The organism is Novosphingobium sp. CCH12-A3, from assembly GCF_001556015.1.
In the GTDB taxonomy this organism is placed as follows: Bacteria; Pseudomonadota; Alphaproteobacteria; order Sphingomonadales; family Sphingomonadaceae; genus Novosphingobium; species Novosphingobium subterraneum.
The window spans coordinates 1-10,814 of the sequence record NZ_LSIA01000317.1 but is presented as its reverse complement, the minus strand read 5'-3'; the positions used below and the strand labels follow the sequence as shown (position 1 = coordinate 10,814).

The following is a 10,814-nucleotide window of genomic DNA, read 5'->3' as shown; positions in this document are numbered from 1 at the left end:
CCTTTGCATTCCAGTCATATGCACCCCGGACCATCCGGGACGAGGCGCACTGTAGCTGATGTCTGTCGCCCAGACCTGGTTGGGCCGCACGATCGGCAGCTTGCGCAGCAGATACGGGTAGATCTTGTGCCCCGGTGCCGGCTTCGACGTGTTCGGCCGGCGATAGATCGCCTCGATCGCCATCTTCTTCATCAACGTGGCGACATGCTGGCGGCCGATCTCGATGCCCTCCTGCCGCAGCAGGTCGCGCAGCATCCGGCTGCCCGCGAAAGGGAGTTCCAGATGCAACTCGTCCATGCGCCGCATGATCTTCAAATCGGCCTCCGGAACCGGCCGGGGCAGGTAGTAGACACTGCCCCGGCTGATCCCCAGTTCCCGCGCCTGACCTGCCACGGGCAGGCTGTGCGAACGATCGATCATCGCTTTGCGCTCGGCAACAGACCGGCCTTGCCGAGCGCGCCGGCTAAAAAATCGTTCGCCAGCGTCAACTCGCCGATCTTGGCGTGCAGCGTCTTCACGTCGACCGCCGGCTCAGCTGAATCCGAGGCGCTGTCGGCTCCGAACACGCCAGCCGCGCCGTCCAGCAACTGGCTGCGCCACGTCGTGATCTGGTTCGGGTGAACGTCGAACAGCTGCGCCAGCTCGGCCAGTGTCTTCTCGCCCTTCACCGCAGCCAGTGCCACCTTCGCCTTAAATGCCGGGCTGTGGTTCCGGCGGGGTCGTCTGCTCATCTCGTCTCCTGTCATGCGGCCACCGTGGCCGCCGTCAGGCAGAAAATCCACTTAGCACCCTGTCCAGATTCTCCAGGCCACCTCTCGAGGGCCAATACGCTCGCTTGGCTAAGGTACTGATGAGTGAGCTAGACGAATACAAAGCTGCTGATGGAAACTGCGCAATGACCCATCTTTTCCATGTTGATCGCAACAGCGAGGTCATGGCGTTCGAAGGCGCTGTGATTGCACCGAAGACCAAGATCAAGGAAACAGCCAAGCTCTATCAGTCAATGGACCCAAACACGTTCTGCAGCGGTGGCAAGCGCGCGGCTCCGCATTTGAACGAACCAACATTCACAAGCCATGACGGACTGTTTGAATGGTCGCCCACGCCGAGTGAAAAAGCTCAAGCAACCGCAGACGAGTTGCTGGCATCAGTTGGTGTCAGACTGGACAGCTAAATATGAAATATGGACGGTTCGAAGCGCTCGCTCGTTCCGTCCATGAATGGGGAATGCTCTGGGCAAGCATGATTCCTTTGCAAGGAAACTGAGGTGAGTTCGATCCTCACATTCTCCACAGGTAACCCCCGCTGACCATGTGCTCAAAAAATGTTTGAGCTGGCATCGAGCATCAGATTGCAGATCGCAAAATACGGCTCCAGCGGAATACGGACAGCATGTCTGCTAGCCTCAGACCCCTTGCCTTGTTCCCTTTATGTTCGATATAATGTTGCCATGACACAGCCTGATTCTCAGTGGCTCGCTCAGAGCCTGCTAAATGCTCCGGGCTGGGCGCGAGTAGCGCTCACGGCTCCTAACGAACATCTGCGTGAAAATGCCGCGCTTGAGCTTGCGCAAACCATTCTAGCCGCGTGGGATCGCGAGCCTACCTTAACGGACGCGAGGCAAATGACCCTGCCGCTTTGATGGCGCAGTTTTCCACATATGTTCCGCTCGTTAGGCTTGAAATCACGACCTAAATTAAGATGATGGGACCACCGAAGTAATTCAAGGTGGTTGAGCGATGTCATTGAAAGACGACCTTGAAACTAGGGTCAAAGAGATTTTCAAGCAGCAGTGGACTACCCGTGATGGCACCGTTGTCCCTGACGACACGAGCGTCAAGCTCAGCAATGACGCGGTAAAAATCAAGGCAACTGTATTGTATGCCGATCTCGCAGATTCGACTATACTGGTAGATCAATATAAAAACTGGTTCGCGGCTGAGATTTATAAGACGTTTCTTCACTGCGCTGCTAAAATAGTTTCGAGCGAGGGTGGCACGATCACTGCATATGATGGTGATCGAATTATGGCGGTTTTTCTGGGGGATTCAAAAAACACCTCTGCTGCCCGATGTGCTCTAAAAATAAATTGGTCAGCGAAGCAGCTCATCCAGAAATTCAAAGACGAGCAATACGCGAACAACTCGTATAAACTCTTTCACGTTTGTGGCATCGACACGTCAGAACTTTTTGTCGCTAAGACTGGCATCCGAGGTGCAAACGACTTAGTGTGGGTTGGCCGGGCGGCAAATTATGCCGCAAAGCTAGCCGCTCTTGACCACAATAAGCCAACTTGGATTACTAAGGAGGTTTATGACATGCTCCATAACAATGCCAAGATCGGCTCAGATGGGAAGGACATGTGGGTCAAGCACACTTGGAACGCGATGAACAACATGGAAATCTACGCATCAACCTATCATTGGGCTCTTTGATATGGCTGCTCAGGATGAACGGCATCGACTGGAAGTTGCCGAAAGGCAATTGGCTTACGTCCAGAGCTTTATCCCCCGCGTTGATGCCAAGGTGTCGGTGTTATTCGCAATCGTCTCCGCCCAGGTAGCGGTTGTTTCATTGAACTTGACCGCCTCAGACCTGCCAAAATGGTATGTCACTGTGCCGCTGGCAATCTATTTGGCAATGGTAGCTTGGACCTATTTCAACCTCTACCGCTGCGCATATCCACACCTTGAAGGCGGTCAATCGTCTCTCGTCTACTTCGCCGAAATCGCCAAACGGCGGGAATCTGAGTTCATAAAGCAGTATATGGACATTCCGGTCGTTGATCTAACTAACGATATTTGTGGTCAAATCTGGCGCAACAGTGAGGTTGCTGCTTGCAAATTCAAGTTCATAAAATCAGCCACGCAGTGGGCAATGGGATCGCTTGTTCCATGGACGATTGTTCTAGTTACATCATCGTTCACTCACTCGCGCGTACCAATTGTAACTCATTGATCTAAATAGATATCTATAGGGTTCGCACAATCATTTTTAGCTGAACACCCAGAACATGCTGATACTCGACCATCTGGTCGGCGATGGCACGCTCGACGAAAGTCCGATCTATACACGCGAGGTGGTAAAGAAGGGGCTCGACGTGGGGGCGGCCGCGATGATCCTCGTCCACAACCACCCTTCGGGTAGCCCCAAACCCAGCCGGGCCGACATTCAGGTTACGCAGAAGATCACGGAAGCCGCGCGCCTTATGGGCATGACCGTGCACGACCACATCGTCATCGGGCGCGAAGGCTATACCTCGCTCAAGGCACAGGGCCTGATCTAGCGGATCAGATCGCCTTCTCGCCTGCCTTGCCGACCGATTCGATGTCGCGACCGATGCCCTGGACGGTGTTGCAGGCCGCGAGGGCCAGTGAACAGCCAAGTGCGACGAGGACCAGAACCTTGCGAGCCATGTGCATTCTCCGTGCAATATGCGCTGACGCGGATATAGCGCGGCCGCCGTCGATGCAATCTCGTGCAATGGCCATGGCGACGGGTCCGGCAATCTTCACCACGACACCTCCACTACGACACCGGCACCACGACACCGGCACCACGACACCGGCAGCGTAACAGGAATTGCGTGATCGGCCGGGTTTGGCCATCGTGGTCCTCAGGACGGTTGGGCGGGCAGTTTTGCAATACAGGCGTGAAATCGAAGGGCTGAGAGCGCTTGCCGTGATTCCGGTGGTGCTGTTCCATGCCGGCACGCCGGGATTCGGCGGCGGCTTCGTGGGCGTCGACGTGTTCTTCGTGATCAGCGGCTACCTGATCTCCGGCGTGATCCTGTCCGATCTGAAGCAAGGGCGCTTCAGCCTTGCAGACTTCTATGAACGCCGCGCCCGCCGCATCCTTCCAGCGCTGATTCCGATGCTTCTCGCCAGTCTGCTGTGCGCGTGGCTGGTGATGGTCCCCGATGATTTTCGCCGGTTCGCCAAAGGGATGGGAGCGAGCGCAGTCTTCGCCTCGAACATGATGTTCGCTCGGGGCTCGGGCTACTTCGACGATGACGAGGGGTTCGAGCCCCTGCTCCACACCTGGAGCCTGTCGGTCGAAGAGCAGTTCTACATCCTGTTTCCCGCGCTGGTGATGCTGCTGTGGTGGGCAGGCCAAAGGCGCCTGCATCCCTGGTTTGCCGGGGCGGCGGCCGTATCGCTGACCGGTTGCCTCGCCCTTGCGGGCAGCCACCAGACGATCGCCTTCTATTATCTGCCGACGCGCGCATGGGAACTTCTGCTCGGTGCATTCTGCATGGCCTTGCCGCAAGGTCGGACCAACCCGTGGCTGGCCCTTTCCGGACTGTCACTGATTCTGGCGGGGCTAGCCTTCGTCGAGGCGGCGAGCGCACCGGACTGGCGGCTGATGCTGCCCGTTCTGGGCACCGCACTCCTCCTCCGCCATGCGCGGCCGGACAATGCTGTCGGCAGCATGCTGTCTCTCCGCCCGCTGGTGGCGATCGGCAGTGCCTCCTACGGCCTCTATCTCTGGCACAATCCGCTTCTGGCATTTGCGCGCTATCAATGGCTGGGGACGCCGCCGATCTGGCTGACGGCAGCTGCGGTCGCCTTTTCGGTCCTGCTGGGGTTCGGATCGCTGCACCTTGTCGAGCGTCCGGTGCGCGAGCGTCGGATGCTGGCTTCACGCAAGGCGCTGGCCGCGTTCTGCATTGCCGGGTTGGCGCTTTGCCTCGGCATTGGTGCCGCTGGCGCTTTCGGGAAACTGGAACCGGCCAGCGCTGCCCGGCGCAATGCCCTGCTGGCCTATCCGGCTGCATTGCCCCAGCCGGTCGAACACATGCCTCCTGCAGGGGTGCCTGTTCCATACATCCTGTTCGGCGACAGCCATGCCCGCCAATATGTTCACGTACTGGCGGCACGCGCGGGCGAAGGGGCAATGTTGACCCAGGCAGGCTGTTTCTCCCTGCCGGGCGTGACCAACTACAGCTATGCATCCAGCGAGGCTTCGGCTTGCGTCGAGCATTACACAGCTCTGGCCGGCCTGGTGCGCCAGCGGGCTATTCCCGTGGTGATAATCGCGAATCGGTGGGACCGCGCGCTGTTCGACCCTTCGGATTTTCATCGCTTCGGTCGCGCTTCAAGGGACGGATGGCCCCGCCTCGAGGCAGCGCTGGACCAGCTGCGGGCCAGCCTGCCTGCAGCAACGCGAATCGTGATCATCGGCAGCGTGCCGACCGCTGCTTCTGCGGGCCCCGAGATGGTTGGCGGGTACATGCGGTGCCTGGCCTTCGTGAACGCGCGCTGCCCGCAGCATTTGCCGCGCGAAGATGCGGAAGGGTACCGGATCAACCCCCTGCTTTCGCGCTACGCCGCAACGCACCCGGGCGTCAGATTCTTCGATCCGCAAGAGGTGCTGTGCGGGCCGCAGGCCTGCGACATCGTGCAGCACGGCAAAGCGCTCTACTTTGACGACACCCACCTCACCCCGCATGGAGCAGACCGGGTGATTGCCCGGATGCTGGAGCGGATCGGGCCGATTTGACGCCTCGCCCCTTGCGTTCCGGCCCCCTTGCCCCTAGCGGCCCCGGCGAAGCCTGCCGCGCCAAGATTCACGGAGTCGAACATGGTCCCCCGTTACGCCCGCCCCGCAATGACCGCGATCTGGGAGCCGGAAGCCCGCTACCGCATCTGGTTCGAGATCGAAGCGCACGCCACCGAAAAGCTGGGCGAACTGGGCGTGGTGCCGCCTTCGGGCGCCAAGGCACTGTGGGACTGGTGGGCGACCAACCCCGCCATCGACGTCGCCGCGATCGACGCGATCGAGGCCGTGACCAAGCACGACGTCATCGCCTTTCTTGACTGGGTGGCGCAGCAGGTCGGCCCCGAAGCCCGCTTCATGCACCAGGGCATGACCAGCTCGGACGTGCTCGACACCACGCTCAGCGTACAGCTCGCCCGTGCCTCGGACCTGCTGCTGGCCGATCTGGACGCCCTGCTCGAGGCGATCAAGCGCCGCGCGTTCGAACACAAGTACACCCCGACCATCGGCCGCAGCCACGGCATCCATGCCGAGCCGACCACCTTCGGCAAGAAGCTCGCCGAAGCCTATGCCGAGTTCACCCGCTGCCGCGCGCGCCTTGTCGCCGCGCGGGCGGAAGTCGCGACTTGCGCAATCTCGGGCGCGGTCGGCACGTTCGCCAACATCGATCCCTCGGTCGAGGAATACGTCGCCGATAAGCTCGGCCTTGCGGTCGAGCCGGTTTCGACGCAGGTGATCCCGCGCGATCGTCATGCGATGTTCTTTGCGACGCTCGGCGTCATCGCCTCGTCGATCGAACGCCTTGCCGTGGAAATCCGCCACCTGCAGCGCACCGAAGTGCTCGAGGCGGAGGAATACTTCTCGCCCGGCCAGAAGGGCTCGTCGGCGATGCCGCACAAGCGCAACCCGGTGCTGACCGAGAACCTCACCGGCCTTGCCCGCATGGTCCGCTCTGCCGTCACCCCGGCGCTGGAGAACGTGGCACTGTGGCACGAGCGTGACATCTCGCACTCCTCGGTCGAGCGCTTCATCGGCCCGGACGCGACGATCACGCTCGATTTCGCACTCGCCCGCCTGACCTCGGTGGTCGACAAGCTCGTGATCTACCCCGAGCGGATGCAGAAGAATCTCGACAAGATGGGCGGCCTTGTCCACTCGCAGCGCGTGCTGCTGGCGCTGACCCAGGCCGGGTTGGAGCGCGACGCTTCTTACCGTCTGGTGCAGCGCAATGCGATGAAGGTGTGGGAATCGGACGGCCAGCTTTCGCTGATGGAACTGCTCAAGGCGGACCCTGAGGTCGCTGCGGTGCTGAGCGCGGAGCAGATCGAGGAGAAGTTCAACCTCGATTACCACTTCAAGGCCATCGACACGATCTTCGCGCGGGTGTTCGGGGAAGCCTGAGCCCCTTCCTGCCGGGACTCGCCAAGAGACTTAACCTGTCCTAATCATCGGAGCAGGACGGGTGGCTCACGGAGCGAAAGGCATGAGGATGCTGCGCACGATTTTCTGGGTACTCGTCGTTGGCGTGCTGGCTGCGTTCACCGCAGCCAACTGGCAACCGGTCGAGGTCCGCATCTGGGAAGGCCTGCTGCTGGAGACCCGCCTGCCCGCGCTGGTGATCCTTGCTTTCCTGCTCGGTCTCGTCCCGACCTGGCTGCTGTACCGGACGACGCGCTGGCGGCTGACGCGGCGCATTGCCAACCTCGAGGCATCGCTTGGCGCCAAGGCCGCGCCTTCGCTGTCGTCGACCAATCTCGAAACCGCGCGTGACGCGGATACACTCAAGAGCGAGACCCCGTGAGCAACCCGATCTACCTTGCCCTCGACCTGCCCCGGCTCGACGCCGCCATCGCGCTTGCCAAGAAGGTCAAGGGCCACGTCGGCGGGCTGAAGCTGGGGCTCGAGTTCTTCTGTGCACACGGTCATCATGGCGTGCACGAGGTGGCCAAGGTGGGTCTGCCCATCTTCCTCGACCTGAAACTGCACGACATCCCGAACACGGTGGCGGGCGCGATGCAGTCGATCCATGTGCTCGAACCGGCGATCGTGACGATCCATGCCGGCGGTGGCCGCGCGATGATGGAGGATGCCAAGGCGGCGGCAGGGGAGCATACCAAGGTCGTCGCCGTGACGGTGCTGACCAGCCTCGACGACAGCGACATGGCGGCGATGGGCGTTGGCGGCTCGGCCCATGACCAAGCGCTTCGCCTTGCCGACCTCGCCCAGGAAGCCGGGCTCGATGGCATCGTCTGTTCGGGCCACGAAGTTGGCGCAATCCACAAGCGCTGGAAGAAGGGCTTCTTCGTAGTGCCGGGCCTGCGCCCTGCCGATGGCACTCTGGGCGACCAGAAGCGCGCCGTCACGCCGCGCGCCGCGCGCGATGCTGGCGCCAGCGTGCTGGTGATCGGCCGCCCGATCAGCCGCGCCGAAGACCCGGTCGCCGCCGCGCGCGCGATCGAGGCGACACTCTGATCCCATGATTCGTTTCCGCTTGGCCAAGGCTGGGGACGTGCCGGCTCTGCGGACGCTGGTCGAGAAGGCCTATCGCGGCGACACCGCCAAGCGCGGTTGGACGCACGAGGCCGACCTGCTCGACGACGAGCGCACGAGCGACGCGGAACTGGCCGAGACCATCGCAGCGGAGACCTCTCGCGTGCTTCTCGCCGAAATCGACGGTGTGCTGGCAGGCACGGTTACGATCACCGATGTCGGCCAGGCCCGCGCCTATCTCGGGATGCTGTGCGTCGATCCGGACCTGCAGGCCGAGGGTCTGGGCCGCGCGCTGATCGCCGATGCCGAGGACATGGCCACCGAGGCGTTCGGCGCGCGGCTCATGGAAATGACGGTGATCGACGCGCGGCCCGAACTGATCGCGTGGTACGAACGCCGCGGCTATGCCCGCAGCGGCGAAACGCGACCCTTCCCCAATGGCGAGGCCGTGCCGTTCCGCATGGTGGTGCTGGAAAAAGACCTTAGCTGAGCGGTCTATTCGGGCAGTGGTTCGGAACCGGCGCCCGAATCGCCATAATCGCTCGGCACTTCGACCTGTGCTTCGTTTGCAGCCTGCTCGGCCTCGGCAATATCGCGGTGCATTTCGGCATCCTGCTTCAGCGCCTTGCCAGCAGCACCGGCAAAGCTGCCATCGACACCGTCGCTTGGCCAGCGGGAGGCAGTTGCGCCACCGGCAAGCTCGGGGTTGAACGGACGGTCCTTCAGCGTGGCATCGACCAGTTCGATCACGCGGTTGCGGATCATGTTGTGGGCCATGCCTGCCGCTGCGCCTTCGCCGGCGCCACCGCCCTCGCAGGTCACCTTGACCTTGGTCAGCTGTGGCTCAAGCTCGGTCAGATGCATGTGGCAGATGCGGTGGGCCATATCGCCCAAGGCATCATAGGTGACTTCAGAACCGCCATTGCCGGTGATGGTCGTCCGCAACCGGAAGAATGGGCCGTCACCGGACGACGCGATGCGGGCGGAGAGCAGCTTGTCGTATGCCTGCTTGCGGCTGAGCGGAAATTCGTCAGGCTCGGCGGCGCAGCCAGCAAGCAGACTGGCCAGCGCAGCTCCAAGGATCAGTCCCGCACGCTTCATGTATTCCCCCCTCGTCCAACATTAACGGGACATAACCGCGAAGGATTAATCCCATGTTTCGCGTTTAAGCGGGCACCAGTTCAGGTGTGCGACAGTTGGACTGGGCAAGTCTTGCCGCAATCCATAAGGAGACAAGCCCCGTGAAGTTCTTCAAATCCGCTACCGTTCTTGCTGCTTTGCCGCTGGTCGCGCTTGCCGGCGCAGGCCTTGCGCAGAGTGCGCAAGCGCAGACCGTTTCCGCAGGCCCGGTCGTGGCCGCTGGCAACACCCTGCTCAACATCTCGGCAGAGGGCAAATCGGCCCGCACGCCCGACCTCGCCGTGTTCAATGCCGGCGTCACCACACAGGGCAAGACCGCAGGCGAAGCGCTGACCGAGAATGCGCAGCGCATGAACGCTGTGATCGCTGCCCTGAAAAAGGCCGGCATCGCCGAGCGCGACATCCAGACCAGCAACCTTTCGGTCAATCCGGTCTACGGCCAGCCCAAGCGCCTGCCGGACGGCTCCTTCGAACAGCAGGACCCGGTCATCATCGGCTATCAGGCGACCAATCAGGTTTCGGTCCGCCAGCGCAAGCTGGACCAGTACGGCAAGGTCATCGACACTCTCGTTTCGGCCGGTGCCAACCAGGTCAATGGCCCGACCTTCCAGATCGACAGCCCCGATGGTGCGCTCGACGAGGCGCGGCTCGAGGCGATGAAGAAGGCGCGCGCGCGGGCCGATCTCTATGCCCGGGCCGCTGGTCTGCGCGTGGTGCGCGTGCTGTCGATCAGCGAGAACGGTGGTTGGGCGCCGCCGCAGCCGCCGATCATGTTCGCCCGCGCAGAAAAAGCCATGGTGCAAAGCACTTCGCCGGTGGCAGCAGGCGAACTTGAAATGACCGTGACAGTCAACGTCAGCTACGAACTGGCGCCCTGAGGCCTGATTGACATGGGCGGCGCGCCTCTCCTAACGCGCCGCTCATGCCTGGACCTTCCATCAAGATCTGCGGGGTAACCACCCGCGACGCGCTTTCCGCAACTATCGAGGCGCGGGCAAGCCATGTCGGGTTCAACTTCTTCCCACCGTCACCGCGCTTTCTGACGCTGGGCGATGCTCCGGCATTGGCCATGCAGGCAGAGGGACGACTGACTCGAGTCGGCGTGTTCGTTGATGCCGATGATGCAGCGCTGGGCAATGCCGTGGCCGCAGCCCGGCTCGACGCAATCCAACTGCATGGCAAGGAAGATCCGGCGCGGGCCGCAGCGATCCGCGCCCGTTTCGGCAAACCGGTGTGGAAGGTGATCTCGGTGGCGGGTCCGGGCGATGTGGCCAAGGCCGATGCCTATGCCGGTGTTGCCGATTTCATCCTGTTCGATGCCAAGACGCCAAAGGGCGCGGCGCTACCCGGTGGCCTTGGCCTTGCGTTCGATTGGGACCTGCTGCGTGCCTACAAGGGGCCGCTGCGCTGGGGCCTTGCCGGAGGTCTTTCGCCCACGAACGTGGCAGAGGCCGTGCGCGGAACCGGTACGACGCTGGTCGACGTTTCGTCAGGCGTGGAAAGCGCACCGGGCGTTAAGGATGCGGACCGCATTCGCACGTTCTGCTTAAACGCGCGGGCCGCCTGATTCTCTGCTGAAAGCCGACACGTCGCAAGCCCACCCATGCGGGATGGAAGTGACAACGACCTCGTCGTCCGTGAACAAAGCGAAGTTCGTTTCGGTGCCGGGTAGACCGGGTCTGTCA

General features: G+C 61.8%; 13 protein-coding genes, 1 tRNA gene and 2 pseudogenes. 13 read left to right on the top strand and 3 right to left on the bottom strand.

Translation table 11 applies throughout. From position 1 onward, the window contains the following. Window positions 1-731, bottom strand: a pseudogene (locus tag AX703_RS27085) (IS3 family transposase); the annotation flags it as partial. 164 nt (window positions 732-895) lie between these two features. Here AX703_RS27085 and AX703_RS26335 point away from each other — a divergent pair. The 6 genes and pseudogenes from AX703_RS26335 to AX703_RS26320 all read left to right on the top strand — a co-directional run. Next, window positions 896-1,174, top strand: a complete 279-nt coding sequence (locus tag AX703_RS26335; RefSeq protein WP_062348492.1) for a hypothetical protein — start codon at window positions 896-898, stop codon at window positions 1,172-1,174. A 49-nt stretch (window positions 1,175-1,223) separates the two neighbouring features. Beyond that, a tRNA-Ala gene (locus AX703_RS27700) sits at window positions 1,224-1,292 on the top strand. 32 nt (window positions 1,293-1,324) lie between these two features. After that, the gene (locus AX703_RS29045; protein WP_369821066.1) at window positions 1,325-1,642 is read left to right on the top strand and encodes a DUF6771 family protein; all 318 of its coding nucleotides are present in this window, start codon (window positions 1,325-1,327) and stop codon (window positions 1,640-1,642) included. A gap of 97 nt (window positions 1,643-1,739) precedes the next feature. Continuing rightward, a complete protein-coding gene (locus AX703_RS26330) occupies window positions 1,740-2,435 on the top strand; it encodes an adenylate/guanylate cyclase domain-containing protein (RefSeq protein WP_062348490.1) in 696 nt (231 codons plus the stop codon). Window position 2,436: 1 nt separating this feature from the next. Continuing rightward, window positions 2,437-2,958, top strand: coding sequence for a Pycsar system effector family protein (locus AX703_RS26325; protein WP_062348489.1), 522 nt, complete (start codon window positions 2,437-2,439; stop codon window positions 2,956-2,958). A gap of 40 nt (window positions 2,959-2,998) precedes the next feature. Further along, a pseudogene (locus AX703_RS26320) lies at window positions 2,999-3,286 on the top strand (RadC family protein); the annotation flags it as partial. Window positions 3,287-3,290: 4 nt separating this feature from the next. Here AX703_RS26320 and AX703_RS27075 read toward each other — a convergent pair. Then, entirely contained in the window at window positions 3,291-3,416 is a 126-nt protein-coding gene (locus AX703_RS27075; RefSeq protein WP_082013356.1) for an entericidin A/B family lipoprotein, read from the bottom strand. Between the two features lie 223 nt (window positions 3,417-3,639). Here AX703_RS27075 and AX703_RS26315 point away from each other — a divergent pair, with 223 nt between their 5' ends. From AX703_RS26315 to AX703_RS26295, 5 genes are all read left to right on the top strand, one after another. After that, window positions 3,640-5,502, top strand: a complete 1,863-nt coding sequence (locus AX703_RS26315; protein WP_197423848.1) for an acyltransferase family protein — start codon at window positions 3,640-3,642, stop codon at window positions 5,500-5,502. Between the two features lie 81 nt (window positions 5,503-5,583). Then, window positions 5,584-6,900 (top strand): adenylosuccinate lyase, encoded by a 1,317-nt coding sequence (gene purB / locus AX703_RS26310; RefSeq protein ID WP_039334274.1) that lies wholly within the window; start codon window positions 5,584-5,586, stop codon window positions 6,898-6,900. Window positions 6,901-6,982: 82 nt separating this feature from the next. Beyond that, window positions 6,983-7,300 carry a lipopolysaccharide assembly protein LapA domain-containing protein gene (locus tag AX703_RS26305; protein WP_062348484.1) on the top strand — a complete coding sequence of 106 codons (318 nt, stop codon included), beginning with the start codon at window positions 6,983-6,985 and terminating at the stop codon, window positions 7,298-7,300. Further along, the gene (gene pyrF / locus AX703_RS26300) at window positions 7,297-7,971 is read left to right on the top strand and encodes an orotidine-5'-phosphate decarboxylase (RefSeq protein WP_062348482.1); all 675 of its coding nucleotides are present in this window, start codon (window positions 7,297-7,299) and stop codon (window positions 7,969-7,971) included. The genes AX703_RS26305 and pyrF overlap by 4 nt, the downstream gene beginning before the upstream one ends. Before the next feature lie 4 nt (window positions 7,972-7,975). After that, window positions 7,976-8,479: a GNAT family N-acetyltransferase gene (locus AX703_RS26295; protein WP_062348479.1), complete on the top strand. Its 504-nt coding sequence runs from the start codon at window positions 7,976-7,978 to the stop codon at window positions 8,477-8,479. 5 nt (window positions 8,480-8,484) lie between these two features. Here AX703_RS26295 and AX703_RS26290 read toward each other — a convergent pair whose 3' ends face one another. Continuing rightward, the gene (locus AX703_RS26290) at window positions 8,485-9,090 is read right to left on the bottom strand and encodes a hypothetical protein (protein WP_062348477.1); all 606 of its coding nucleotides are present in this window, start codon (window positions 9,088-9,090) and stop codon (window positions 8,485-8,487) included. 140 nt (window positions 9,091-9,230) lie between these two features. Between AX703_RS26290 and AX703_RS26285 the strand changes: the two genes are divergently transcribed. Together AX703_RS26285 and AX703_RS26280 are read left to right on the top strand one after the other, a co-directional pair. Continuing rightward, window positions 9,231-10,007, top strand: coding sequence for an SIMPL domain-containing protein (locus AX703_RS26285; RefSeq protein ID WP_062348476.1), 777 nt, complete (start codon window positions 9,231-9,233; stop codon window positions 10,005-10,007). 44 nt (window positions 10,008-10,051) lie between these two features. After that, a complete protein-coding gene (locus AX703_RS26280; RefSeq protein WP_062348474.1) occupies window positions 10,052-10,696 on the top strand; it encodes a phosphoribosylanthranilate isomerase in 645 nt (214 codons plus the stop codon). Window positions 10,697-10,814 lie beyond the last annotated feature (118 nt).

Coding starts and splice junctions, on each gene's coding strand:
- AX703_RS29045 (WP_369821066.1), top strand. CDS start 1,325: ATGTTTGAGCTGGCATCGAGCATCAGATTGCAGATCGCAAAATACGGC.
- AX703_RS27075 (WP_082013356.1), bottom strand. CDS start 3,416: ATGGCTCGCAAGGTTCTGGTCCTCGTCGCACTTGGCTGTTCACTGGCC.
- AX703_RS26335 (WP_062348492.1), top strand. CDS start 896: ATGACCCATCTTTTCCATGTTGATCGCAACAGCGAGGTCATGGCGTTC.
- purB (WP_039334274.1), top strand. CDS start 5,584: ATGGTCCCCCGTTACGCCCGCCCCGCAATGACCGCGATCTGGGAGCCG.
- AX703_RS26330 (WP_062348490.1), top strand. CDS start 1,740: ATGTCATTGAAAGACGACCTTGAAACTAGGGTCAAAGAGATTTTCAAG.
- AX703_RS26290 (WP_062348477.1), bottom strand. CDS start 9,090: ATGAAGCGTGCGGGACTGATCCTTGGAGCTGCGCTGGCCAGTCTGCTT.
- AX703_RS26295 (WP_062348479.1), top strand. CDS start 7,976: ATGATTCGTTTCCGCTTGGCCAAGGCTGGGGACGTGCCGGCTCTGCGG.
- AX703_RS26305 (WP_062348484.1), top strand. CDS start 6,983: ATGAGGATGCTGCGCACGATTTTCTGGGTACTCGTCGTTGGCGTGCTG.
- AX703_RS26325 (WP_062348489.1), top strand. CDS start 2,437: ATGGCTGCTCAGGATGAACGGCATCGACTGGAAGTTGCCGAAAGGCAA.
- AX703_RS26280 (WP_062348474.1), top strand. CDS start 10,052: ATGCCTGGACCTTCCATCAAGATCTGCGGGGTAACCACCCGCGACGCG.